Origin of the sequence: Nonomuraea sp. NPDC050786 (assembly GCF_040654115.1) — a bacterium.
GTDB lineage: Bacteria > Actinomycetota > Actinomycetes > Streptosporangiales > Streptosporangiaceae > Nonomuraea.
This window is the reverse complement of record NZ_JBFAHJ010000004.1, coordinates 388,772-414,146: the sequence shown is the minus strand read 5'-3', so window position 1 is coordinate 414,146 and position 25,375 is coordinate 388,772. Positions and strand designations below refer to the sequence as shown.

General features: G+C 63.0%; 19 protein-coding genes, 1 tRNA gene and 4 pseudogenes. 7 read left to right on the top strand and 17 right to left on the bottom strand.

The window, feature by feature from the left end; genetic code table 11:
• Positions 1-192: 192 nt before the first annotated feature.
• Positions 193-456, top strand: a pseudogene (locus tag AB0H84_RS12005) (hypothetical protein); the annotation flags it as partial.
• A gap of 27 nt (positions 457-483) precedes the next feature.
• Here AB0H84_RS12005 and AB0H84_RS12000 read toward each other — a convergent pair.
• From AB0H84_RS12000 to AB0H84_RS11985, 4 genes are read right to left on the bottom strand one after another with little or no spacing between them, the layout of a single operon-like run.
• Positions 484-1,029, bottom strand: a complete 546-nt coding sequence (locus tag AB0H84_RS12000) for a hypothetical protein (RefSeq protein WP_357602048.1) — start codon at positions 1,027-1,029, stop codon at positions 484-486.
• Entirely contained in the window at positions 1,016-3,589 is a 2,574-nt protein-coding gene (gene valS / locus AB0H84_RS11995) for a valine--tRNA ligase (protein ID WP_357602007.1), read from the bottom strand. Before valS ends, AB0H84_RS12000 begins: the two co-directional genes overlap by 14 nt.
• An 8-nt stretch (positions 3,590-3,597) precedes the next feature.
• Positions 3,598-4,563, bottom strand: a complete 966-nt coding sequence (locus AB0H84_RS11990; protein WP_357602005.1) for an LLM class flavin-dependent oxidoreductase — start codon at positions 4,561-4,563, stop codon at positions 3,598-3,600.
• Between the two features lie 48 nt (positions 4,564-4,611).
• Entirely contained in the window at positions 4,612-4,962 is a 351-nt protein-coding gene (locus AB0H84_RS11985) for a putative quinol monooxygenase (protein ID WP_357602003.1), read from the bottom strand.
• Between AB0H84_RS11985 and AB0H84_RS11980 the strand changes: the two genes are divergently transcribed.
• A complete protein-coding gene (locus AB0H84_RS11980) occupies positions 4,961-5,680 on the top strand; it encodes an HAD family hydrolase (protein ID WP_357602000.1) in 720 nt (239 codons plus the stop codon). The two genes, AB0H84_RS11985 and AB0H84_RS11980, sit on opposite strands and share 2 nt — an antisense overlap.
• A gap of 963 nt (positions 5,681-6,643) precedes the next feature.
• On the opposite strand, the gene AB0H84_RS11975 is transcribed toward AB0H84_RS11980, so the two are convergent.
• From AB0H84_RS11975 to AB0H84_RS11965, 3 genes are all read right to left on the bottom strand, one after another.
• On the bottom strand, positions 6,644-7,645 hold the full coding sequence (locus tag AB0H84_RS11975; RefSeq protein ID WP_357601997.1) for an aldose epimerase family protein: 1,002 nt from the start codon (positions 7,643-7,645) through the stop codon (positions 6,644-6,646).
• A 46-nt stretch (positions 7,646-7,691) separates the two neighbouring features.
• Positions 7,692-8,450 carry a phytanoyl-CoA dioxygenase family protein gene (locus tag AB0H84_RS11970; RefSeq protein WP_357601996.1) on the bottom strand — a complete coding sequence of 253 codons (759 nt, stop codon included), beginning with the start codon at positions 8,448-8,450 and terminating at the stop codon, positions 7,692-7,694.
• Between the two features lie 464 nt (positions 8,451-8,914).
• Complete coding sequence (locus AB0H84_RS11965) at positions 8,915-9,886, bottom strand: helix-turn-helix transcriptional regulator (RefSeq protein WP_357601993.1); 972 nt, start codon at positions 9,884-9,886, stop codon at positions 8,915-8,917.
• 2,406 nt (positions 9,887-12,292) lie between these two features.
• On the opposite strand from AB0H84_RS11965, the gene AB0H84_RS11960 reads away from it, so the two are divergent.
• Together AB0H84_RS11960 and AB0H84_RS11955 are read left to right on the top strand one after the other, a co-directional pair.
• Positions 12,293-13,642: an aldehyde dehydrogenase family protein gene (locus AB0H84_RS11960; protein ID WP_357601991.1), complete on the top strand. Its 1,350-nt coding sequence runs from the start codon at positions 12,293-12,295 to the stop codon at positions 13,640-13,642.
• Between the two features lie 294 nt (positions 13,643-13,936).
• The gene (locus tag AB0H84_RS11955; protein WP_357601988.1) at positions 13,937-14,380 is read left to right on the top strand and encodes a hypothetical protein; all 444 of its coding nucleotides are present in this window, start codon (positions 13,937-13,939) and stop codon (positions 14,378-14,380) included.
• Here the strand turns inward: AB0H84_RS11955 and AB0H84_RS11950 are convergent.
• A complete protein-coding gene (locus tag AB0H84_RS11950) occupies positions 14,319-15,806 on the bottom strand; it encodes a condensation domain-containing protein (RefSeq protein WP_357601986.1) in 1,488 nt (495 codons plus the stop codon). The two genes, AB0H84_RS11955 and AB0H84_RS11950, sit on opposite strands and share 62 nt — an antisense overlap.
• Positions 15,807-17,008: 1,202 nt before the next feature.
• Complete coding sequence (locus AB0H84_RS11945) at positions 17,009-18,007, bottom strand: hypothetical protein (protein WP_357601984.1); 999 nt, start codon at positions 18,005-18,007, stop codon at positions 17,009-17,011.
• A 441-nt stretch (positions 18,008-18,448) separates the two neighbouring features.
• Here AB0H84_RS11945 and AB0H84_RS11940 point away from each other — a divergent pair, with 441 nt between their 5' ends.
• Positions 18,449-18,715 carry a reverse transcriptase domain-containing protein gene (locus AB0H84_RS11940; RefSeq protein ID WP_357602046.1) on the top strand — a complete coding sequence of 89 codons (267 nt, stop codon included), beginning with the start codon at positions 18,449-18,451 and terminating at the stop codon, positions 18,713-18,715.
• A 393-nt stretch (positions 18,716-19,108) separates the two neighbouring features.
• Here the strand turns inward: AB0H84_RS11940 and AB0H84_RS11935 are convergent, their stop codons facing one another.
• Complete coding sequence (locus tag AB0H84_RS11935) at positions 19,109-19,546, bottom strand: transposase (protein WP_357601981.1); 438 nt, start codon at positions 19,544-19,546, stop codon at positions 19,109-19,111.
• Positions 19,547-19,607: 61 nt separating this feature from the next.
• Here AB0H84_RS11935 and AB0H84_RS11930 point away from each other — a divergent pair.
• Positions 19,608-19,943 (top strand): annotated as a pseudogene (locus AB0H84_RS11930) (ISAzo13 family transposase); the annotation flags it as partial.
• 179 nt (positions 19,944-20,122) lie between these two features.
• On the opposite strand, the pseudogene AB0H84_RS11925 reads toward AB0H84_RS11930, so the two are convergent.
• The 3 genes and pseudogenes from AB0H84_RS11925 to AB0H84_RS11915 form a co-directional block, all read right to left on the bottom strand.
• Positions 20,123-20,404 (bottom strand): annotated as a pseudogene (locus tag AB0H84_RS11925) (transposase); the annotation flags it as partial.
• Positions 20,405-20,623: 219 nt separating this feature from the next.
• A pseudogene (locus AB0H84_RS11920) lies at positions 20,624-20,905 on the bottom strand (transposase); the annotation flags it as partial.
• 278 nt (positions 20,906-21,183) lie between these two features.
• Positions 21,184-21,256 (bottom strand) — tRNA-Arg (locus AB0H84_RS11915).
• Between the two features lie 822 nt (positions 21,257-22,078).
• On the opposite strand from AB0H84_RS11915, the gene AB0H84_RS11910 reads away from it, so the two are divergent.
• The gene (locus tag AB0H84_RS11910; protein WP_357601979.1) at positions 22,079-23,122 is read left to right on the top strand and encodes a D-alanyl-D-alanine carboxypeptidase family protein; all 1,044 of its coding nucleotides are present in this window, start codon (positions 22,079-22,081) and stop codon (positions 23,120-23,122) included.
• Positions 23,123-23,147: 25 nt separating this feature from the next.
• Here AB0H84_RS11910 and mscL read toward each other — a convergent pair whose 3' ends face one another.
• The 4 genes from mscL to AB0H84_RS11890 form a co-directional block, all read right to left on the bottom strand.
• Positions 23,148-23,540: a large conductance mechanosensitive channel protein MscL gene (gene mscL, locus AB0H84_RS11905; RefSeq protein ID WP_357601976.1), complete on the bottom strand. Its 393-nt coding sequence runs from the start codon at positions 23,538-23,540 to the stop codon at positions 23,148-23,150.
• Positions 23,541-23,561: 21 nt separating this feature from the next.
• Positions 23,562-24,149, bottom strand: coding sequence for an SAF domain-containing protein (locus AB0H84_RS11900; RefSeq protein ID WP_357601975.1), 588 nt, complete (start codon positions 24,147-24,149; stop codon positions 23,562-23,564).
• Entirely contained in the window at positions 24,146-24,952 is an 807-nt protein-coding gene (locus AB0H84_RS11895; protein WP_357601971.1) for an S-methyl-5'-thioadenosine phosphorylase, read from the bottom strand. The genes AB0H84_RS11900 and AB0H84_RS11895 overlap by 4 nt, the downstream gene beginning before the upstream one ends.
• Positions 24,953-25,052: 100 nt before the next feature.
• On the bottom strand, positions 25,053-25,358 hold the full coding sequence (locus AB0H84_RS11890; protein ID WP_357601969.1) for an FmdB family zinc ribbon protein: 306 nt from the start codon (positions 25,356-25,358) through the stop codon (positions 25,053-25,055).
• Positions 25,359-25,375: the final 17 nt, after the last annotated feature.

Here is a 25,375-nt window from a genome sequence, read left to right as displayed (position 1 = left end):
GGTCACATCGAAGCGTGCCACATCCGAGTTCTACCAGCCACGGCCAGCCCACCACCGACCCTCACCAAGATCCGAACCCCAAACAGCTCCTAGGGTAACCCGCTCGCCACCGCCGAGGCGTTCCGGCAGGGTGGTTCCACACCGGAAACCTGGGCTTCGAGAAGGCTGCGGCGCCGCCCGGCCGTCCTCTTCGTGCCTACGGGACGCAGCAAGAACATCGCCAAGGTTCGCGGCGAGTCGGTCTCGTTGGAGGAGGTCGAGCGGTTTATCGCCCGTCTGCTGGGAATTACTGATGTGGCCTGTGTGACGGCTCCGCACAACCTGGACGGCGAACAGATTGTCGCCGCGGTGGTCTCCGCCGGGCCGGTCGACGGGTCCGCCCTGCGCGAGGCACTGGCGGGCGTGCTGCCAGCATCGGCGATCCCCAGGCGGATTGTCCGGACCGGCGCGATACCCCGGACCCGACCGGCAAGATCCTGCGGGCTAGGCTCGCCGAAAAGTTGCGCGAGTCGTCGTAACCGCAAGATCCTTCTGCATATTCACCGATCGCAGCGGCCCGTGCGTGGCGATCGGCCCCCAGGGCCGGAACCCGTGCAGCGTGAGCATGTCCAGGACATCGGTGAAGTCCGGATTGGCCTGTGACCGCAACGCGTCGGCGTCCGCGTTCTCGGCCATCCTGATCGCCTCGCGCAGGCACCGTACGCCAACGAGCGAGCCCGCTCGCAGATGCTTCGGCGACACGCACAGCCGGCTCAGGTACAGCGGTGCAACGGCAGGAGGGAACAGGCCGGCGCCGAGCTCGAAGGGCGGGTCCGCGGAGAGCGTGAAGGCCGCGGCGGGCTCCGCGCCGATCCGGAGTAGGTGGACCTCGCCCGCCTCGACTCGCCGCATCGTGCTGGACAGATTCCGCTGCGGGGGCGCAATCGCATAGCGCGACCCCTGCTCGGCGTCACTGGCGATCAGCAGGTTGTGCACCTCGGCGGGGTCGGTCGCGACCTCCCACCGGGGTGGCACCTCAGGCTGGCCCATGACTCGATGGGGCGAGTTCGACCACTACGCGGCGCTCGGCCGCCTCGCGGATAACGAGGTTCTCGACGGTCCCAGCCTGTCGCAGATCGGTCTCCGCCATCCGCAACGCCGCGGCCCGTTCGGGGAGCTCCTCGATCACCAGCGAGGCCACGGGGGTACGCTGCGAACGTCTTTCCTCCGACTTGGCTTTGCGGACGTCCCGCAGGGCGGAACTCGTGGCGTCAAGGATGGCCCCGTTGTCCGGCACTGCGACGCCAGATAGTTCGCTTGCCTGCGGCCACCTGGCACTATGCACGGAACCCTTGTGCCACCACGACCATGCCTCTTCGACGGCGAACGGCAAGAAGGGGGCGAACAGCCGCAGCAGTACGGACAGTGCGATCCTCAGCGCGGCTCGGGCCGACCGCCCGGCCTCCTCGCCGGAGTAGGCACGCGTCTTGACAAGCTCGAGGTAGTCGTCGCAGAAGTGCCAGAAGAACGTCTCCGTCCGGTCAAGCGCCCGGTGATAGTTGTAGCCGCGGAAGGACTCTGTGGCCTCCTCGATCAGTGCGGCCAGCTCGCTGATCATCGCCGCGTCTAGCGGCTCCGTGATGTCGGCGGTCGTCGGATCGTCGACGCTTGTCGCGTCCGCGAGCCCGAGTCCGAGCGCGAACTTGGTCGCATTGAGGATCTTGACGGCGAGGCGCCTGCCGACCTTCATCTGCGCGTGGTCGACGGCCGTATCCGTGCCGGGCGCGGCGTGGCAGGCCCAGTAGCGAAGCCCATCAGCGCCATACTGCTCCAAGAGCGGCATCGGGGTCAGCACATTGCCCTTGGACTTGGACATCTTTTTCCGGTCGGGATCGAGGATCCAGCCGTTGATGGTCGTGTTGCTCCAGGGGAGCTCACCGTGCTCGAACAGCGCCCGTAGCACGGTGGAGAACAGCCATGTCCTGATGATCTCCGGTCCCTGTGGTCGCAGGTCCATGGGGTAGACGCGGTCGAACAGGTCCGGATCGGCCGGCCAACTGGCGGCGACCTCGGGGGTCAGCGACGACGTGGCCCAGGTGTCCATGACGTCGGGGTCGCCGACAAAACCACCGGGAGCGCCCCGCTGTGCTTCCGTGTAGCCGGCCGGTACATCGCTCTGCGGGTCGACGGGCAGGTCGCCCTCGGCCGGGAGGATCATGTCGTCCCACAAGGGCGCACCGGAGTCGCTCACTCGGTACCACACGGGGAACGGCACCCCGAAGTACCGCTGGCGGCTGATCAGCCAGTCGGTGTTGAGCCCTTCCACCCAGTGCTCGTACCGGCGCCGCATGAAGTCCGGATGCCAGCGTAGCTCGTTTCCCGCGTCGAGAAGCCTTTTGCGCAGGTCCGGGTCGTTCGCGCCGTTCCTTATATACCACTGGCGGCTGGTGACGATCTCGAGTGGGCGGTCGCCCTTCTCGAAGAACTTCACCGTGTGCTTGATCTGCCTCGGCTCGCCGAGGAGGCTGCCGTCCGCCCGCAGCAGCTCGACGATGGCCCGCCGGGCCTGGACCGAGGTCTTGCCGGCGAGCTCGGCATAAGCGTCGCCGTTGGGCAGCCACTCGGGGATCTCTCGTTTAAAGCGCCCATCGTTCTGGATGACGGACCGCACCGGCAGACCAAATTCACGCCACCACACCACGTCGGTGGAGTCGCCGAACGTGCAGATCATCGCGATGCCCGATCCCTTCTCCGGGTCGGCGAGCCGGTGCGCGAGTACCGGAACCCGCACGCCGAACACCGGAGTGAGGACCTCGGAACCGAACAGCGCCTGGTACCTCTCGTCATCGGGGTGGGCAACGAGGGCGACGCAGGCGGGCAGCAACTCGGGGCGGGTGGTCTGCACCTCGATGACCACACCGTCGTCCGCGCGGCGGAACGCCAGCCCGTGGTACGCGCTCGCGACTTCCCGGTCCTCGACCTCCGCCTGCGCGACGGCGGTCTGAAAGTCCACGTCCCACATGCTCGGCGCCTCGGCGGCGTATGCCTCGCCCCGCCTCAGGTTGGCCAGGAATGCATGCTGCGCCGTTCTTCGCGAGCGATCGTCGATCGTCGAGTACGTGAGGGTCCAGTCCACCGACAGGCCCATGTCCCGCCATTGCTGCTCGAATGACTGCTCATACTCGGCCGTGAACTCTTTGCACAGGTCGATGAAGTTAGCCCGTGATATTACGAGCATTTCCCCGTCGTTAGGGCTCGCCATGGTCAAATTTGGATCATAAGGTATTTGCGGGTCGCAGCGCACGTTATAGTGGTTCTGGACCCTGCGCTCTGTCGGCAGCCCGTTATCGTCCCAGCCCATCGGGTAGAACACCATGTATCCGAGCATGCGCCGGAATCTGGCGATCGCGTCGACTTGGATGTACCCGAACGCGGTCCCCAGGTGCAGGAACCCGCTGATGGTCGGGGGCGGGGTATCGATCGAGTAGACCTCTTCGCGCGTCCTTGTCCGGTCGAACCGATAGATGCCCTGTTCCTGCCACCAGGCATCCCACTTGGCCTCCAGGCCGTCAAGTGTCGGCTTCTCTGGGATTTGAGTCATGTGATCCATGTTACAGTTCACCCTGGGGACTGGGTGACGTAAGCACGTAGCCGCGGTGCGACGCGTTCGGCGAAAACCTCCAGCGTGTGCCAGTCTATCGGCGGCTTCACCGCGAGCAGGAAATCGCGTACACCGAGATCGGCGAATCTCTTGAGGTCGTCGAGACAGGCGTCTGGATTGCCCAAAGTCAGGTACTCCGCGCGGACCTCACCGGGTGCGTCTTCCAGAAGCGCCCGGGCGCGCTTCTGAGCCGCGCCCTCAGTGTCGGCGAGCACCGCCCGGAATGTCACGGATTTCCGCACATCGCGCGGGTCCCGGTTCACGGCCTCGCAGTGGGCCTCGAAGGCCGCTAGCTTTGTCTGGTAGGAACGCGCGCCGCAAGCGAGCGTGTTCCAGATGTCGCCGTGGCCGGCCGCTACCCGCAGTGCGCCGCGCAGTCCCTCCGCACCGACGATGAGCGGGATGTGCCTCTGCACGGGCTTCGGCGCCAGGTGCGCCTCCTGGAGCGAGAAATGCCTGCCGTGGAAGGTGGTCATGTCGCGGTCGAGCAGCCCGCGGATAACCTGGCAGGCCTCTTCGAGCATCTCGACGCGCGTCGCGCTGTCCGGGAACGGAATGCGGTATTCGCCGTACGCGCGGTCGGGCCCGCCCGCTCCGACGCCGAGTTCAAGACGACCGTTCGAGATGTGGTCGACCGTGGACGCGACGTTCGCCAAGATTGCCGGATGCCGCCAGGTGATGGCCGACACCAAGATCGAGCAGCGAATGCGACTGGTGCTTGCGGCCATCGCGGCCAACAGCGTCGTGCCCTCGAAACAGGGATGGCCGGGAGGGTAGACGTGCGGCCTGAAGTGGTCGATCAGCGACACCCAGTCGTAGCCGAGTTCGTCGGCGCGCGTCCACAGTTCCCGACAGGTGTTGTAATCACCGTGAATTTGCCCCGAATGAATGCCCGTGCGTACGCTGTTACCGTATATCTGCATTCTCTACCAACACTTCGAATTCCTCTAGGAGATCGCGCGTATTTGTCGTCAGGGCTCAAGGAGCAGTCCGGAGTGGGACTCGATCTCATCTCGGAGGAACTCCGAGCGATGCTCCCAGAAGATCCTGGCGAATTCGATCATATGCGGAGTGCGCTTATGCAGTTCGAGGTTCTTCCGCGAGCGCCAGATTTCATATACGAACAGGCTTCCGTCGGCCTCGGCGGTTACATTGTACTGGAGGCAACCCGGTTCCTTCCGGCTAGGTTCAACCAACGACAGAAGGAGCTGCCTGAGTTGCTCGGCTCGCTCCACCCGAGGGCGGAAGAATCCGTAAAGGCACAACGGGCCCGCGTCTGTATCGGGAGTCTGACTCACGCCATCCAATGTACGCCTGTCCATGGAGGATGTCCCGTCAGTGATTGCATATTCCGATTTCGCCGCGCCCGGCTGCGGGGAAATGGTTGTCGGTTTTGACCTCGACGCCACCCTGATCGACACCACGCCGGCCATCGCCGCCACGCTGGCGGAGGCCGCCCGCCGGGTCGGCGTGACCCTGGATATCCCGCGGCTGATCGACGGGCTGGGGCCCGGCCTGCGGGATCTGCTGGAAAGTCAGGTATCGCCGGAGATCGCTGCACGGCTGGCGGCCTGCTACCGGGAGGTCTACCGCCTCAAAGGCATTCAATACGCCCGCGCTCTGCCCGGAGCGGCAGCGGCGGTGGCAGCGGTCCGTCGGCGCGGTGGCCGCCTCATCATGATCACGGGACAGCGAGAGGACACCGCGCGGCTCCATCTGGCCCGTGAGCGGCTCCCGGTCGCCGAGGTCATCGGCTCGGCGGGGGGAGCATCCGAAAAGCGATCGGCGCTGCTGGCCCACGGCGTGCTGGTCTACGTAGGGGATCAGCCGACGGACATCGCGGCCGCGGTCGGCGCGCGGGCGACCGCGGTGGCCGTGGCCACCGGTCGGCATACGCGCGACGAGCTGGGTTCCGCCGACGTAGTCCTCGACTCGCTAGAGGAGTTCCCGGCATGGTTCGCGGCATTCCGGCCGTTATCGGACGAGCGCCTTCCCCTGGCTAACGTGCGGACCGAACGACCACACGGAAGAAGTACTTGACCGTCCAGCCGTCCCTTCCAGGTCCTCCTGGGTGATGGTCTCTGCCGAGAAGACCGCCTCGTCGGTCAGGTGCCTCAAATAGACCAGGTCACCGGAGGTTGCCGACGAAGATCAGTAGGTGTCGAGGCCCGCAGGATGGGTCATGGCGCGATTCGCACGGTAGCCAAGGCCGCGGGCGTGCATGAGTCGGCGGTGTCGCTGGGCGTCGATGAGCTGAACGCGGGAGGTGAGCCGCTTGCGGGTGCGCCGAAAGCCGGCACCCCGTCGGCGTCGAGAGCCCGCGGGTCCGCCACATGTCCGATGACCAGCAGGTCGATGGGCCTGTCCGCGCGCCTGCAGTTCTCTTGCCTGCTCCAGCACGCACTCGCCGCTGAAGTGCGAAAGCCATGCGTCGCCGTAAGCGAGCACCCGCTCCGGGACGGTCGGGTTGAGGCCGCCGACGACCACCGACGGATACGGCCGTGGGGCCGGAATCGGCCATGACCAGATCCTCTCAGGGCCACGTGCTTGCCCCGGTCAACTTGCCTCTTTGCGCGCCCAGGTCGATCATCGCCTCCGTGCACTCACGCATGAGTCCCATGCCAGTCCTGGGGCTGGGTGCCATGGTTCCCCAGTTCCTCACGTTCCAGCCGGCGCCGATACCGAATTGCAGACTGCCGCTGGACAGGTGATGGGCACTCACGACCTGCTTGGCCGTGTGGATAGGGCAACGCTGAGCAGACCGCACTTCCGATCCGGATCATGCTGTTCGCAACCGCCGCCGCGGGCGGAGTGGTGAACGCAGACGTAGATGTGCCAGTACTTGCGCCGGGATAGCCGGGATAAAGGCGTGAGTCAGCTGGCCGCAATGTGTGAAGATCGACTCGAACCCGTGCCCTCTGCTAGTCGGGCGAAGTGCTCCGGACGCATCGTGTCGCGAGCCGGGAACACTGCGACGCCAACTGACTCTAGCCGGCCCTTCTACTACGAGAGGAATTCGTGAACGGTACGGCTCACATAGATCTGGCCGGGGTCCAGCCGTGCGGAGGGGAAATCCGGCCGATTCGGCGCATCGGGGAATGCGCTCGCCTGGAGGGTCAGTCCAGTGCGCGGCACGGAGAACAGGTGAGGCGGATCGGCCGTAAATACTGCGAGTCCCGGCTGGTCGGTGGTCACCCGCATGCGGCGGCCGCTGCCAGAGTCGTACAACTCGGCCGCGAAGGAAGAGTCGTCAAGGATGAAGAAGTTATCGACGTGACAGTCGGCGAGCTTGCGGGGAGAGGTGAAGTCCAGCGGCGTGCCGGCCGTCGGAGCGGGCGGTCCTGGCACCGGAAGTTCGTCGACGAACTCGAGAAAACGGGAGGCGTTCACGTGCAGTTCTTGTCCGTCAATCGTGCCGCTGCCCGCCAGGTTCCAGTAGGAATGGTTCGTCATTCCGACGATGGTGGGAGAGGTGGTGGTAGCGCGATGCTCGAGGGTGAGCCGGTTCGCACTGTCGACGCGGTAGATCGTCTCCGCCTTCACCTCGCCCGGATACCCTTGGTCGCCGTGGGGGCTGGTCAGGCTCAAGTGGAGCGCGAGCTGGTCAGGCTCCTCCACTACCTCGGCCTGCCATACATAACGATCGAAGCCCAGCTCGCCACCGTGAATATGGCTACCGTAGTCATTGAGATCGAGTTGGTGAACGTGTCCGTCGAGAACCAGGCGGCCCGAGTCCACCTTCCGGCAAAAGCGCCCGACGGTAGACCCGATATAGGGATTGCCGGCGCGATGCTCATATGCCGCCAGGTCCTTCAAGCGAAGTACTAGATTATCGGACGGCCCGGTGGATTCCGTGGTGAGGCGGACATCTACCAAAGTGGCGCCGTACGTCCACACGGTAATCGAGAGCCCTGCTTCCGTGTCCAGTTTGTACGCGTCCACGGGTGTCGGTGGCTGCCCCTCATGACCAGACGTCGTTCCGGCCGGTTGCCTGCTTACACGCATCCTTCTGTCCTTTCAGAATTGATAGGTATGGATATGGCTGTTTTCGTCAGACGTCAAGAATGAATCTTGCCGCATGACCGAGCCGTGCGAGCGTTTCGGGGCGGACGAACGCTGCTTGATTCAGCTGCTGGGAGTTGTGTCGCCGGGTAAAGTATGCATTGAGTGACCGGCGTCGCGAGTTAGTCTGGTTTTTCGTTCCACCGTGCCAGATATGGCCGTTGAAGACTACAACGGTCCCGGCGGGCGCGGTCAGCAATACCTCCTTCGGATGCGATTTCTCGTGTTCGATTGCGATGCAAGCCGAAGAGCCTCTGGAGATATGCGTGCCGGGTACGAAGCGGGTCGATCCATTGTGGCTTGTGAAATCATCAAGCAGCCAAATAGAATTGCAGACCTGGTAGTCGCCGAATTCCGGCTCCGTTCCCCACCAGTCGGCATGTAGTGTCTGATGCCCCTGACCTGGCAGTACGGCCCGGCTGCTGCACGATGAAATCTTGAAGTCGCGAAGTACATGCGCGACAGCTGCCAGTAGTTTTGGATGCGTAAAACATATATCAAAGATACTGTCCTTGTTCACTAAATCCGATAGTCGATAGGCGCCGAGCTCTTGTCCGACTTCCTTCCCGCCGTCCTGTCCTTCGCGAGCTTCCAGTCTTGCGAGGCTTTCGCGAAACTGTTCGAGCAGCTCCCGGGGCATGATGCCGGGGATCGTAGCGAAGCCAATGCGATCAAGGTCTTCAATCGTTTCGGTATCAAGGAGGGAGGGGGAAGCACCAAGTTCATCCAGGGCCTCTTGCATCTGCATTGTATACACCCTCTATGAGTTTTCGGTTTATGAGTTTCAACTACTCAATCACCACGCAAGACGAGAATCACGTCCATGCGAGTCTCAGTAGACCATCAGTCGGTCGTTCGACATCTACCATTCGCTGGTCGGGGTCGCTGGCCAGGGGCCAGCAAGCACAACATCCGCAATTCGCGACAACACCACCACCTCCCCGTCCTGCACGGCGTCTACAGGCTGTGACTCTCGAGAACTTCCTTGAAAGGGTCGTGCTTTCCAGCGCCTGATCAAAACTCTCCGGCCACGGGGCGCGGGCCGGAATTGCGCGCCGCCACTCGGCCGTTCCCGCTGGCGTCTACGACGGTAGTACGGGAACCAAGCTTGTCTCTGATGATCTCAGAGGGGCTCTTCTCCAGGATTATGATGAGTCAGCTCACTAGTTCGCAGTTCTTCACCTTATGCTCTGTTTGGCGTACGGAATGATCTCACCAGGGCTCGACCCAGCCGCGGGCCATGGCGCGGACGCCCGCTTGGAAGCGACTTCGCGCGTCTAGCAACTGCATAAGCTCTGCCGAAATCCGTCGCGCCGTGCGTGGCGAAACCCCGAGTTTCCTGGCGATTGCCTGGTCGGTGAGCCCTTCTCCCAGCAGGCGCAGGGCTTCTGCCTCCTGACGGCTAAGCCCGCGCTTGTCCCGGTCGGCGGACTTCGTGTGAAAAGGCACCGAGTCCTGCCAGATCTTCTCGAACAAGCTTCGCAGCGCTACAAGCACTCCATTTCCGGTGAGCACCATCGCGCCTGCTTGACTCCTAGCACTGTCTAGTGGCAAGACGGCGACTTCACCGAGAATCATCAGCCCGATGGGCAGGGAAGGTGTCGTGCGCACCTCGCCACCGAGGGCAACGAGCCGGGTAGTGTATGCCTTGGTTGCGGGGTCGTTGCGCATACTGTCCAGGTAGACCGTCCGCATCCGCACACCGCGTCCGAGCAGCTCCGCATCCTGGCCCGCCTCGATACTGGCAGCGCCCTGGGTGTCCCGCGGGGCCAGTGTCATGACCTCGCTGCACCCCTCCCGGCACAACGCGCTGATGTGGTCCTTGATTTCCCCGATGCCGTCGAGGCGCTTGACGTAGGCTTCCTGCTCCTGCGGTCTGGCTGCGGCGAAGTCTGCCACAAGCCTGGCTGCAATCACTCGAGTCTCCTCCAGTCGCTGATGCGCGGCCGCGAGTAGCGCCGCCTCACGAGCTATCAGCGACTGCAGCGGCTTCTCTGGATCAACCAGAAGGAAGGCCTCCGGATTGTCCCCACTCTGCCGGATCAGGGCGAGCTCATTGAGTCCCACGACGGCTCGCCGCAGGGAGCCCAAAGGAATGCCGAGTTCTTCCTGAAGCTCCGTTAGGCTAGCTTGCGGGCGCGCAAGCATCGCTGCATAGACGTCTTCGAGTATCTTATCAATCATTAGAAATCAAGCTCCACCAGGTTAACCACCCAATTCGCGTACGTCTTTCAATTGCGGAGCCTTCTCTTTTGGTGACCAATGCCTGGTTCTTTCTAATGCTGCGCCCATGGATAAATTCGCGAGGACTAACTGTCACGGCATAAATTGCCGTGACGCGGCACGAGACTACTGGCTGACAACAGCGAATGCTCGGCTTCGGTACTTGGCCCTGAGCGCGACACTCAGGAGGATCAGACGCATGAAGAGATCAGTACAGGTAGCGATGTTTCGTGCTGACGCCGTGGAGATCGAGGACCAAGCTGCCACCGCCTTGTCCAGCAGCGGGACGTCGGGAAGGCTGACATATAGCCGGCAATGGAATTCGAAAGGCCGACAGTGATCTCATGCAGCTGATTCACCCCGGCCATCATCGATCCCACGAAGCGCCTGGCAAGTATTAATTGCTCCGTTTGAAGGGGGCGGGTGTTGCGACTCGGTCGGGCAGGAAGCTGCAATTGGCTAAGCGCGAATACGTGCCTCTTCACCTCCATCATGAAGGCGAGCCTATGTGGCTTGATTCTGGCCCAGTAGAAAATGAAGGCGATTAACCATGAGCCCTGCTCTCGATCACGAACAAATCAATCGAGTTGCAGTCGTACACGCTCGCCGCCACTGTCGCGATCGATCCAACTCGCCTAGTCATCAGAGGTCCTGGTGGGAGACGCCGGGAGCCGGTGCTCTGCCCGGATGAATCTGTCATGCTGAGAGCTAGCGGCGAGGTGCGAACTTGGCATGAAATTCAGCTATGACTTTGCGAGACTCTTCAGCCCACCATGGCGGAACTTCGCGTAGCGTAACTGGGCGGCAATTTAACCGCGGATCGGAAATATTTATATTGCCATCATTCACTCGTATGTGAGATAGGAATCGCCTAGCTTCGTTTCTTACAGCTGGACTCATCTCCTCCCACGTGCCTTCTCCGAAGTGCTTATGCCTCCGATTGAGGTCCTCTACTATTCCGCGACGCCACTTAAAATGATGCACAGGAATCGGCGGATCGTTCGCCGGAGCGCCCTTATGGCTGTGATGACTGCCGGCGGTAAGGGGAACGCTTGAATGCGCTAATACGATTTTCCTTGGATCTCCGTGAAGTAGGCGGTGAGTCAAAAAGCAGCCAAGCGAATAGGTCTTGTCTAGATAGGCAAGCGCTTCGACGCCGCCAGATGTGCTCTCATTGACATCCAGCGAGCCCGCAGGGGAGATGCGATCCAGCATTACCCCTTGCACCACACCGCTTTCCGCGCACTCAGCAGCTTTGATAACTTCTCCAATTGGAGAAGGGTAAGCATGGAATTCGTCGCTGTCAGTTACGAGATGCCAGCCCTCACCCGCTAACTCGCGGAGACGATCGCGTAGGATGTTATACGTCTGCTCATGCCATGGACCTACATGAACGAATTCTGGTGATCCCACTAGCTCCATACATGCCCGCTTCAGTGACTCCCTCACCGGAGCGGGAACATAGTCTGTAAAGTGAAATCCTAAGTGAAATCGCTCGATCCCTAGGTGCCGATAATGTTGCACAAATGCCGACAAATGGCTCACTTTGACAGGGCCGACTATGCATACAAGGGAAGGCGTCTGGTGCATGATCACCGCCAAATTAACGAGCCCAAGCAGGGGCCATTTTATTAGCATGACATAACAAGATCGCTTGCCAAGGTCATGCGCTCGATCTCATGATCCGGGCTGGCCCAAATTATTGTCAATAGCCACCGGCGCTTCGGGCCACCCCGCGAGACGCGTCTGACAGCGGCTGAGGCTTGTTGTATGCGACAAAATTTGTAGAGTGAGCCTTTTCATCCTTCGGCAAGGGGCTGCTGATCACAGCCTGATCGCGAAGCTAGCGTTTGCCTAAGAGCGTAGAGAAACCCCTGGTAGATGAGTTGATCACCATAATCGATCCATCGCTACCAGGGGCTACGCACGCATGCTGTTCTGCCGCGCTGCGGTTGATTTATCGCGTTCAACATTGAACTATATGGCCGGGGTCATCGGCACCATCGCAAGGCGTCGGCTCGCTACGGCTCCGGCTCATCAACCTGAGGGCCCGGCTCTTTCCGGACAATCAGCTTGTGGGCGTAGCCTATGCGGCTATCTGGGATGAATCGTGTTCGATGAGGACTTCCTGGAGCGACCGGTAGCCCAGCGCCGAGTGGAACGCCGTCGGTTGTAGAAGCCTTCGATGTAGCGGGCGTGGCGAATACTCCGGCCTGATAGGCGTCGCAGGCACAGATCAGGGAGTGAACCTCTGGAGGCTGCCTGGCAACTTCCCAGGAGCACCCTGAGACTCCAGCACTTCGGGTCGTGAATAGGGATTCTGCCAGCTATGGGCTTGGCCGCAACGTATCGCTACGCTCACAGACCATGACAATCCTGAGCAGAGTGACTGATCCGCGCACTGGATTCACTCGTTCCTCTTTTCCCAATTGCCGCATCCCCGAAGTCGCCAGAGCCGTCGAGGCCGCACGAGAGGCTCAGCAAGCCTGGAGTAGCCTGACGCCAGGTGGGAGGTCTCGACAACTTCTGCGCCTGGCGGAGCGCATTGAGGAACGCCAGGAGGAGTATGTGCGTGCTGAGGTGGCAGGGACTGGAAAACCTCTTGAGGAGGCCAGGGGCGAGATTATTCAGGCCGCCGACGTCATACGGTTCTACGCGGGAGCCGCGAGGACCGAACTGACACCTGCTGCCGGCCTTCGTATGGAAGGCAGAGAGAGCTGGGTGCGGTGGGAACCCCTCGGCGTGGTAGCGGCCGTCACTCCCTGGAACTACCCGCTCATGATGGCTGCCTGGCGGCTGGGGCCCGCCTTGGCTGCTGGAAACACCGTCGTGCTGAAGCCAGCGGAAACCACGCCTGACAGTGTTCTGCTGCTGGCGAAGGACGCAGAGGAAATTCTCGGCGAATACGTCGTCGACGTGGTCACTGGAGATCGAGAGACGGGGCGGATCCTCGTCGAGAGCGCAGTAGACACCATCGCCTTCACCGGGAGTTCCTCTGCCGGGCTCGACGTGGCGCGGCGCGCCGGATTGCGTCGCGTCAGCCTCGAGTTGGGCGGAAACTGCCCGGTCCTAGTCCTGCCTGACGCCCCGGAGAACACCTTCACGTCGATCGTCGGTGCTGCGACATACAACGCTGGACAGAGCTGCGCGGCTCCGGCACGAGTGATCGCGCTCGCAGAGAACTACACCACGGTCGTCGAGGGACTGGTCAAAGCCATGGAGGTGCGCATAGCAGGGATCGACTTCGGTCCACTCAACAATCCCAGCCAACTTGACCGCTATGACCGGATCCTCAGCGCATCTGGGGCAGGCGTGCGATATGTGGCACCGGTTACACCGGCGGCCGATGAGAATGGCGGCTACTGGAGGGCGAGCGCGATCCTGGCGGAGCTTCCCGACGACGATCCGGCCATTCAGGAGGAGGTCTTCGGCCCGGTGCTCACTGTGCAGCGAGCCCGTGACCTGGCCCATGCGGTGCAGTTGGCCAACAGCGTGGAGCAGGCCCTCGCCGGGAGCGTCTGGAGCCGGGACACCAGTACCGCCCTGGACCTGGCTACTTCGCTCAACTGCGGTGAGGCTTGGGTCAACTGTCATCTGGACCAGGCCGCTGAGCTGCCTCACGGCGGTCGGCGCAGCTCGGGGTACGGCACCGATCTCAGCGTCCTCGCCCTAGGCGACTACCAGCGTCCAAAGTCCGTTACCGTTCGTCTGAAGTGAGCCACCAAAGAGCTGACTTCCCTGCCCGCCCTTCAGCAGGTCGGCTTCACCGCAACCGACGTCTGCTCGACGTTCAATGCATCAGCCACGATCCAGCAGACGGCCACGCCGCCCTGACCGCGATCACCAACCCCGTCATCACCCCCGACGGGACCCGCATCCCCGGCCTGCGCTTCACCGACCCCCGCGCACTGCTCAGCGACTGCTGAGCCCTGGCCCTGCTACCCGCCGGCTTCACTAGCCGGCATTCTGCGCCTGCACCTCGCGCCCCTGCTGGGGCTGACTCCCGAGGCCATGACCAGCGGCCAGCTCAGCTACGACCTACGCAGGCTCCATGCCCACGGGATCATCCGCCGTGTCCCACGCAGCCGCACCTATAAGGTCATCTCGACCGGGATCGAGTATGCGCTCTTCCTCGCCCACCTGGCCCAACGCTTCCTGATCCCCGGCCTGGCCCAGATCACCGATCCTGACCCTCCGGCCGACAGCCGACTACGCGCCGCTTCACGCGCCTACCGCGCTGCCATCCACGACCTCGCCCAACAGGCTCACCTGACGGCTTGCATCCCCAATCGCCCACCTCAAACCGGCGGCAACATACGCCTCAACATGACTCGATCTTCAAAGCCGGGAGGAGGATGGGGGATACATCCTTATATGTTTGTGCGCGGCGTGATCAGGAAAGTTCAGAGCAATACTGAAACAATGCGTCCGCGCATCGGTCAACGAGTTGTTTGATGTCCTCCCGATCAAACAACTTGGTGTCATAACGAGCAATTAGGTCAACAGTAGCTTCTGCTTCCACGATGGTCAGTCGCAGCGGCGGATGAGGGTTGAAGGCGTCCCGGTGGAATGGCAAGGATTCAGCCCGCCTGAGAAATTCCCTTCTGAAGGACCTCGGTGAGACTTCGGTAAACCGTGGCGATCTTTCGAGTGGGTTAGTGTCTGGGCTGATGTGGTCTAGGGAGTGTCCATCGGCTTCTCCAACACCTACGGGTGCGGAGGATGCCGATTGCTGCACTATGTGGTTGAGGGAAAACCATGGCTCCAATCCGGAAATTTCAACCCTTTGCTGGATCACCTGCGGGTATCCGAGCCATCGCAGCAATCCGTAACCAGCGCCTTCATTCGGTATGGAGGAAACACATTTCCTTACATTAAGGGCATATTCGCGGATTGACGCGGATCCCCGACTGGGCATGAAGTTAACCGCAGCCACGGAGAAGAACCCGACAGTCTGCATCACACCAGCGGGCAGAATTGGCCGCTGCCGGGCCGCTGTTTTTTCGAGTTCAGGCGTTGTGCCATCTCCTGATATCCACCTCAAGGTCCTGCCGTTATGCGCTGTTTGGAGTGCGATATCGCCACCGGCTGTAGACGTAAATACATCCGATACGGCGGCCATGATAACGTCGCGGGACGCAATCGCGTCATCACGCGATAATATCGATGATGAGGACAACTGGAGAGCGATTCTTCTGCTCACTTCGCCGAGATGGTATATAGGAACGCTGTCAACTCGGGATCTACCGCTCACGAGGGCAGCAAATCTCTCCCATGGCTGACGAATCCAGAAGTCCAGCTCCTTAGCCATTTCGGCGGAGGAGGCATAAGTATTGATCTGTTGAATACACTCGCGATACGGGGCCACCTTCAGGGCCAAGGATTGCTGACCAGTTAGGTGGTGTCGATATGCCCGTTCTATCTGACGCTCAATGACACCGATAGATGCTGCATCGCTCACTATATGATGGATAATTGCGAGAAGCCTGGGTGGCCTATCCTCCCCAAGGTTAAATAGCACAAAACGCGCCAGTGGGCCATGCATCAAGTCTAGTGTCGCATCTAGCTCTGCCGCCATTTCTACCATGACCCTTTGCTGGACCTTCCGTTCCAGCGTGCTGAGGTCAATCTCTCGATAAGGTACCGAATGAGATGGTTCACTAAAACACTGTTGCCAGCCGTCAGCGGATGGATGGAAATACGCTCTAAGCGCTGGCTGTGAACTCCAGACTTCTCTAATAGCGGACTGAAGTAGCATCCTATCTACATTTCCTGGCAGCCGATACAAAAACAGTATATTTGAACGATTGCCATTCAATGCTACTGGATACACTTGCTCCAGCCATTGTTTCTGCTGAGCAAGCAAGCCGACATTTACCATGAGTGTCTTAGAATCCCTCTATGTGAGTGCGGTGCGATGATAGACTAACTTGATTGACTATTAGTGTCGATGTGGTGTTCGCGTTAGTAGTCTATTGTGCCAGCTGGCGAATAGCTTGCATCGGTATGCAAGGCAGCCATCTAAGCTGACAGTGCCACTCCTAGAGAATGTGAGCGAATTAGTGCTCTAGTCAACCTTGGATTCACTATGCATCCTGAGCGTCGAAGAATTGCGGACGTCAGGCACTCGGCGCACCAGTTCCGCACAAACCGCAATCGAGCGCGAGCTCTCAACCAGCCTGCAAGCACGGGAAACCGGCTTACCGGCGACGGTGGCCTGGTCGCCGTTGGATATGTGACTCCACACCACAACCGCCTACCCGCGGCCGCTTCGACGATGGTTCCAACAAAACCAAGGATGGCGAAGAAAATTGCCTGTCCGCATCGGATTTGTGGATCTTAGGATTCGCAGTGAATTCGAAGCGTACTTGGCACACACTCGGTGAGTGATCTGGTCGCTCACCACCATCTCGTCATGTCGTGGGATGCCGAATTCCGGGCCCTGACCGGGCGGGTCGCGGGCCCGCTGTTCACGCGGCCGGTACCACGCGCCAGCCTTCGGACCTTCCTCGGCGAGGTGAACCGCAAGAACTCCTGGCAACTATCCGACCACATCGGCCACCTGATCGCCAACCGGTGCGATCACCCGTTCGCCCGCGCGAAATGGGACGCCGACTGCTGCGGGTTGAGCATCATGTGTAGAAGGGAGAGCAGTTGCCGTGGGTCGTGCAGGACAGTCTGTGGGAGCGGATTGAGCTGCTGCTGCCGAAGGTGGAGCGGCGTCAACGCCATCCAGACCGGAAATGGCTGGATGACTGACTGGGCGTTGCAGGGCATCACGTTCGTGCTCTCCACCGCGCTCCCATGGGAGTTCCTGCTCAGGAGCTCTGTTGTACGTTGTCATCGAAGTTGTCTCATCACGGGCCTCTGCCCAGCAGATTGACTGGCTCGGGAACCTGCCGAGGGTTGCGCTCTGTCGGCACAGGTTCCGCGCCTGCATATCCGCTGGGAGGTCCGCGACGACATCCACGAATTGTTCCCGAGGCTAGCTGCGGCGATCATCTGCTGGCGACGCCTCGTCGCTGTAAGGAACCTCTTCGACAGCCGAGTGTTTTCCGGAGTGCCGATATGTCGGGCAGCCGATCAAGCGCGCCGTTCCAACAGCTCTACCAGATTCGCAAGCTCCATCCACCTGAGCTGGCAAGCGTGAGCGATCTCAACGAGCAGAATTCGGCAGTGCGGCGGGGTCGTTTGTAGGAAGGCCTGCCATTCTTCAGCGGAGACGCCGCACGCCTTGCCGGAGAGCCAATTCAGCAAAGCCCTCCCGGTTTCGGAGTACCTCAGCGATGGGTCCCGGCTGAGCTTCCCGAAGAGAAGGTCCGGGTCCGTCCGCTCCAGGAATGTATCCCTCTTGTTTGTGCGGCGGTTGTCGGCCGCTCTTCTCCGCTGCCCCTCTGGTAACGCCGGCGCTCCCGCCTGCACCCGTTTCCGCACGTCACGGGCCGTCCCGACCGATATCCCCGCCTCCCTTGCGACTTGTCGCAACGACGCCTCGGGCTTGGCGGTGATGATGTTCCGGGCTCGCAGCCTCCCCTGGGTCGGATCGACTGGCCGGACGCGCCCGTCCTGGCCGACCCTGACGTTCAACTGCGGGTTTTCCGCAGTTGAACGTCTGCGTAACGAGGAGACGGTTCGTGCGGCCAATCCGACCAGGACACCGATCGATCGGTCCGACAACTGAGGGTGCGATTCCAGCACACGCGTCGCGGCGGTACGACGCTCGGACAGCGTCAGGGGCAGGCCGTGGGCGATGTTCGCGTTAACAGCGATGATGAATGCTTCATCTAATGTTCCGTCAAAGAAGCGGGCGGCGATGTGACTGCGACCCTGGGATCTCGCGGCGGCCAACCGATGCATACCGTCGATTACCTGCATAGTGGAGCGATGAACGAGTATGGGCGGGAAGTCCTGCCTAAGCATTTGCAGTTTTCTGACGTGTTCCGTGTCAATCAGCCCAGTACGCGGCGAAATCGCCGACCGCAAGGATGCGATGGAGACCTCCACGAGCTGATCTTGCAGCAGGTTCCTGATGTCCTCAGGTACTGCAGATGGCGCACCTGTCCAGGCGGCCCCTTTCGTCATCCAATCTCCAATGACCTCTGTGACTTCTCCGCCACCGGCGTCACGGAACTGGTGGGCGGACTAGACCCTTCTTTGTCTGGTTTCCAAACTAACTGTCAAATTTGATGGTGACAAGCCCTCGATCGTTCTTGGTCTTGGATCGACTGAAGGTTACAATCGGGGTGTCCGGGAGGAGCCAGGTGAGCGATCCCAGGCAGCAGGACAAGCCGTTTCAGATCGACAAGTGGACGGTCTGGGAGGCGTTTCAGAAGTCAAGGCTAACAAGGGCGCGGCGGGTGTCGATGGGGAGTCGATCGCGCAGTTCGAGGCGGACCGGGACCTGTATCGGATCTGGAGCCGGCTGTCGTCGGGCTCGTACTTCCCGCCGCCGGTGAGAGCGGTGGAGATCCCCAAGCCCGGCGGGCGCGGGGTGCGGATGCTCGGTGTGCCCACGGTGCCTGACTGGGTGGCCCAGACGGTGGTGCGGATGCACCTGAACCGAAGGTCGAACCGATCTTCCGCCAGGACTCCTACGGCTACCGGCGGGGCAAATCTGCTCTTGACGCGGTCTGGGCGTGCTGGATGCGGTGTTGGAGGAAGGACTGGGTGATCGACATGGACATCCGGGCCTTCTTCGACAGCGTGCCGCACGACCCGGTATTCAGGGCCGTCGCCCACCACATCTCCCGGATCAGCGGTGGATCCTCTTGTATGTACGGCGGTGGCTGACCGCCCCGATGCAGCAGCCGGACGGCACCCTCATCATCGCCCGTGATCGCGGAACCCCGCAGGTTCGGCGATCTCACCCTTGATCGCCAACCTGTTTGTGCACAACGCGTTCGACGCGTGGCTGGTCCGGGAGTTCCCGACCATCACGTTCGAACGGTACTGCGATGACGCGTCGTCTACTGCAAGGACCCTGACCGCACGGGCGAGCATGAGCACACCCGGTTCACGTTCTTGGGTAAGCATTCACCTGCAGCGCATCCTGGAGTCTGACTGTCGCGCTGCGTGATCGACTCGGGGTGTGGAGGGTTACGGCTCAGCGAGTGTCAGGCCGTGCTTGGGTCGGGCGGCATCCAGAGATTTCCCAGCAGCGCGTCACGCAGGACGGTCATGACGTCAAGGCCGTGTTTGAGCGCGGTGGACAGGTAGCCCCGGACGGCGTAGCGCTGCTCGGTAGCGGTCTCGGAGCGGAGCCTGCCGGTGACCTGGCAGCCGCTTGACCTGCGACAGGCCAACGGCCACCCCGCCACGAAACATCTTCGTGAACATGGCCAGTGTTCCCGCCGGAATGCCGGCTCGGCCGTGCTCGCGGGCCAGGTTGGCGGCGTGGATCAGCCCACGCAGCGCCATCTGGAGCTGCCGAGGCCAGCGCGCCTGCGGGTAGGTCTCGCCGCAATCTTCGAAGTCACGCAGGAGATGCGCGGTACACAGTTGATGATCCCGGACGCCGAACTCGGCGGCGTCGTAGTTCTGGTAGCGGTCATGCACCACCACGCCGGTCAGGTCGGCCAGCACGAACTGCTTGAACGTCGCCAGATCGCGTCCGCCGAGCATGTACTAAGGACCTGCAGAGAAATAACTCGTAGCATCCCGGGTTCCCAGCCGATGGTCTGGTATGAGCGTGTCGGCCGAGTCCGTGAAGATGCTGGCGGCCAAGCTGGAGGCGATCTTGCCTCATCTGGACGAGCGGCAACGCCGGCTGCTGCTCGGCACCGAGGCTCGCGCGTTGGGTCATGGCGGGATCCGGGCGGTGGCCCGGGCGGCGAGTGTTCGCGAGGCCACGGTCTCACGAGGCGTGGATGAGCTGGAGGCCGGTGCCGAGCCACTGGGACGGGCGCGCCGGTTAGGCGGAGGACGTAAACGGCTGGTGGACATCAACTCGGAGTTACGGGCCATGCTGCTGGCCCTGGTGGAGCCGGATGAGCGTGGGGATCCCACCTCGCCGCTGCGCCGCTCTTGCACGCACCGGCGGCGCAGCCCTCGGGAGGGGATCTCCAGCTCCGGGTCGAGCTCGTGCAGGTGCCAGCGCAGCTGGCTACAGATCCGGGTCCGCTGCCGGACCAGGTCGTCGCGGTAGTCGGCTAGCAGCTTCACCTCTCGGGACGGGCCGTCCACGATCGGGTCGGACTTGCCGCGCTCCCGGCCGGAGCGGCGTTGCCCGGCCATCAGCTGGGTGGTGACCCGCACCACTCGATGACCGGCTCGCAGTAGATCGCCTTCCAGTCGTCGGCTGACATGCCGGCAGTCCTCGATCGCGAACAGCACCGTGGGCCATTGCGCGGCCCAGGCAGCGATGTCGGCATGTCCCTCCGCTGTGGCGCGGACGGTGCGTTCGGCGAGCTTACGTCCGACCTGATCGACGGCGACGAGGGTGTGGGTTCGCTTGTGGGCATCGATGCCGATGACGACCAACCGTTCCTCCCGATGGGGGCTCCTACCAGGCAGTTTGGGTCCATGCCGGTCTGGCGGGCACGCCTAAATCGAGCCGGGGCACGCTCCTATCAAGCCACACCAGGCGGCAGGACCCCGCTGGGCCGCACATCGGGACAAGCCACCAGCAGCCAGCTGGGGCAGCGAAAAAACGAGCGAACCCGACGGGGACGATATCGATGATATTTACGCGAAGAAAGCCGACGCGGCCTTCAGGATCTCGTTGGCGCGGCGGAGTTCAGCGTTCTCGCGGCGCAGCCGCTTCAGCTCGGCCGACTCGTCGGTGGTGCGGCCGGGCCGGCTGCCCTCGTCGATCTGGGCCTGGCGGACCCAGGTGCGCAGTGTCTCCGCGGTGCCGATGCCGAGCTTGGTCGCCACCGCGTTGATCGTGGCCCACTCGGTCGGGTAATCCGGCCGCACCTCGGCGACCATCCGCACCGCTCGACGGCGCAGCTCGGCGGGGTAGGGAGACTTACCTGGCATGGACTCGATCCTCTCAAGAGATCAAGTCTCCACCGAAACCGGGGCGATTCATAGTGCACGACGATCTTGGCTGCCCAGCCTTTTTTGGAAGATTCGGATGACCCCGATTCGGATAGTAGCCTGGGCAAACGCCTTCAAGATCATCCCGACCATATCCCTGGATCATGGTCCTACGGCTGCCTACGGGCGCCCTTGGCTGCCTATCAAGGTCCACTAAAGCAAAATACCTGCGGCTAAGAAACCGCAGGTCAGGGGCTGAAATGCCTGGTCGAGATGAGTGCCCCCGGCAGGATTCGAACCTGCGGCACCCGCTTTAGGAGAGCGGTGCTCTATCCCCTGAGCTACGGAGGCGGACTCTCGTAAGCCTAGCGAAAGTCTGGCACTGCGTGGGACGTAGGGCCGGGGTCAGTTTGGTGGGGTTGGTTATGGGAGCTCTGAGCTGCGGTAAAGGCATGACAAGTGATCAGATTCCGCCGCATCCCGCGTGGATAGCGTCTGCCTGTGACCACGAGGCAATGCAAGCAAGCACGTCGGCGCCCCGTCGTGTTGTTCGGGGCGTTGTTGGCGCCGGCGATCCTGGCCGGGGGGTTGTTGGCCGGGGAGATGCGGGGGTTTGAGCAGGGTGGTGGCGGTCGGGTGGGGGTGCGGGAGGGCGTCGGGAAGCTGGGGTTCGGGCCGGTGTTGATGCGGGCGCCGGCGCATCCCGATCGGGTGTACGAAGGTGGGGTGCCCGGGCCCGTGCGGGTGGTGGTGTCCCCGCCGCCGGAGGTGGCTGCTTCCCGTCCCGTCGCTACCGAAGTGGGGCCCAGGCATGAGGAGCCCGCTACGCCGGCTCCTGTGCGGACGCAGGAGGGTGGCGGGTGTCCCGAGGAGTGGGCGGATACCTGGTTGTGGGACATGTGCCTGGAAAGGGAGCGGCAGGCAGCGGGGATGGAGATCGGGATCCCCGTGCTGGCGCCCGGAGCGCCTGATCTGTGAGGGGCGATACGTCGGGGGCGCTTATGTGGAGGTGAGGGGACAGGGTGGGTCTTTTGTCTCATAACAGCTCTCCCGAGTTCGGCTCGGGCACTCGGGGGGCTGTAGTAACGTGCGTGCCTGACCAGGGTAACGAGTTTGCAAACGGAGGAGTCGAACGTGCCAGCCCCTCGATCAGCGGGTCTGATCGCGGTTGTCATGGCGGTGGCTTCTCTTGTGGTGCCTTCCGGGCAGGGGCGCGCGCAGGCGCAGGCCGTACGGGTGCAGGAGAAGCCGGATCCCGGCAGTCTCAGCGCGCTCCGGAAAGAGGCCGAGCAGTCGGCCAAGGAGCTCGAGGAGGCCACCAAGGCCCTCGAGAAGCGGCGGGCGGACATCGCCGCATCCGACAAACAGCTGAAAGAGAAGCTGGCGGCGCTGCAGGAGCTGGAGCGGCGGGTTGCGGTGATGCGGCAGCCCGTGTCACAGATGGCCGAGTTGCTGTACGAGCAGCCGCTCCTGGGGGACGGGATCACGCCGTTCGTGTCCGGGAGCGCGAATGAGAACACGCTGCGGGCGCTCAGCGATGTGACGCAGATCCTTTCCGTACGGCAGCAGGCCGTCGAGCAGACCAGCGCGCTCTATCAGGAGGCGGAGCGGCTGGCCGCGGAGGCGCAGGAGCTTCGCGCCGGGAACCTGCTGGCCGAGGCGCAGGAGTCGGCCGAGGTTGACACGCTGCGGCAGCGATCGGACAAGATCGTGAAGTCACTCACGGCGGCGCTCGTGAAGATGGGGATCAAGGTTGACAAGGTCGGGCGGGCGGCGCTGGGGTGCAATCCGCTGCGGGCGGCGACGGCCAACCAGTATCCCAATGGTCTGATTCCCAAGGCCATGCTCTGTCCGTTGCAGCAGAAGGGGTTCAGCCTGCGGGCCGATGCCACCATCGCCTTCGTGAGCCTGAACGAGGCCTATCGGAAGCGGTTCGGGAAGAGCATGTGCGTCAGGGACGCCTATCGGAGCCTGGCCGAGCAGCAGTCGATCTACTACCGGCGGCCGGGGTTCGCCGCCGTGCCGGGGCGGAGCAACCACGGGCTCGGCCTGGCCGTGGACCTGTGTGGCGGGGTGGAGAGGTCCGGGTCCGCGGAGTTCGTGTGGATGGAGAGGAACTCCAAGAAGTATGGGTGGTTCCATCCCGCCTGGGCCTACACCGGGCCGTTCGAGCCGTGGCACTGGGAGTATGACCCGAAGAGCAATTCGCTGCTTTAGCGCGTTCTAGCAGGCTCTAGCAGCGCTATGCCATCTGCGCCGTGCAGAAGGCGCAGCGGGACGCGGCCTTCGGGATCTTCGACAGGCATTCGGGGCAGTCGCGGGTTCTGGCCCCTACGGTGGCTGCGGTGCGGTCTCTGTGCTGTCTGTACGGCCTCACCACCAGGAAGTAGATCGCTGCGGAGATCATCAGGAACGAGATGGCCGCGTTGACGAAGTGGCCGTACAGGAAGTCGGACCGGCCCACCGTGACCTTGAGCGAGGAGAAGTCGGGCAGACCTCCGAGTGCCGAGAGCAGGGGCGTGAGGAAGTCGGCCACGAACGACTGCACGACCGAGTTGAAGGCCGCACCGAGGGCGAACGCCGCGGCCAGGTCGATGACGTTTCCCTGGATGAGGAAGCGCTTGAGTCCCTTCATGAGGGAATCGTAATCGATCGATTACAGTAAGTTAGGTTTGATGGTGATCGAGAGGTGGCCGGTGGTCTGGGCCGCCGCTAGCTCAGCTGCCTGGGTGGCAGTGGTTGCCAGCACCACCAGGGCGCCGTGGGCCTCGGTCGCGGCCTGGGCCGGAGGGGGGATGGTGATGACCTGCACCTCCTCGGCCACCGGGCGGGCCGGTCGGCCCTCCTCCCACGTCGCCAGGACGGTGATCGTGGCGCCGGGGGAGAGGAGCTTTGCGGCCGCCGCGTCGGCTATGCGCACAGGTATGGCCACCATGCCGGGTGGGAGGCGGAATGACCGGAGGAGGCGGACGTCGGTCAGCGGCTCGCCCTTGCGCATGGGGCTCGCCAGCACCTGGCCCGCCGCGCCCGCGCGTACGGCGCCCACCGGTGGGTGGTTGAGCGCGGCGGGGACGAGGTCGCCCGGGCCGAGGGGGCCGGGTGACAGGTCGCGGGTCGCCACCAGGACGGTGGGCCCGGGGGCGGGACGGGTGGCGACGAACGCGGACATGACGGCGAGGGCGGCCAGCGCCGCCGCGATGAGGCGGCGACGGCGGCCGTAGCGGGTCAGCCAGGACGGGATCACGGCAGCTCGAAGGGGAGCTTGATGCCGTCGAGGGCCGTGCCGCAGGGGCACGTGCGCTCCTCCGGCAGGGCCTGCACGGTCTCGGCCACCAGGGTGCGCATGCGCGTGACGTTCTGTGCGAAGAACTCGAGGACCTCGTCGTGCGTCACGCCCTGCCCGGCCTCCACCCCGGCGTCGTGGTCGGTCACCAGGGAGAGCGACGTGTAGCAGAGGGCCAGCTCGCGGGCCAGGATCGCCTCGGGGAACCCGGTCATGCCGACGATCGACCAGCCGTTGCCGGCGAACCACTGCGACTCGGCCCGGGTCGAGAAGCGCGGCCCTTCGATGACCACCAGGGTGCCGCCGTCGACGGTCTCCCAGCCGGTGCCGCGGGCGGTCTCCACCGCGGTGGCGCGGCCTGAGGGGCAGTAGGGGTCGGCGAAGGAGACGTGGACCGCGCCGTCGATGTCGTAATAGGTCTGTACGCGCCCTGAGGTGCGATCTACGAGCTGGTCAGGGATGACCAAGGCGCCGGGGCCGTACTCCGGTCTGAGCGAGCCTACGGCGCTGGGCGCGAGCACCTGGCGGACGCCGAGGGAGCGCAGTGCCCAGAGGTTGGCGCGATAGGGGATGCGGTGCGGCGGAAAACGATGATCTCGCCCGTGTCTGGGGATGAACGCGACGGACCGCGAGCCGATGCGTCCGACCGTGACGACATCGCTCGGGGGGCCGTAAGGCGTGGCGAGCTCGATCTCCTCCGCGTCGTCGAGCAGGGAGTAGAAGCCCGATCCGCCGATGACGCCGATGTCTGCGCGAGTGACCATGGCCGAGAGAGTAGCCGGATCGGCCGCGAGCCCGGGCGGCCCGAATCCCGTTCTGTGGATAACTCGCCATAGGTGGCCGCGCTGGGCGGCCACACACGGGTCAGCTGGAGGCGGCGGCCGGAGCGGCGGCAGGCTTCGACGAGCTCGTGTCGGAGGACTTGCTCTCCGAGGTCTTCGAAGAAGACGAGGACGAGGAAGCAGAAGAAGAGGTGGAGGTCGAGGTCGAGGACGAGCGGTTGTCAGTCCGGTAGAAGCCCGAGCCCTTGAACACGATGCCGACAGCGGAGAAGACCTTCCGCAGGTTTCCCTGGCAAGCGGGGCAAACCGTCAGCGCATCGTCGGTGAACTTCTGAACGACCTCGAGCTGCTCACCGCAGTCGTTGCAGGCGTACTGGTAGGTCGGCACGCGCTCCTCCTTCAGGT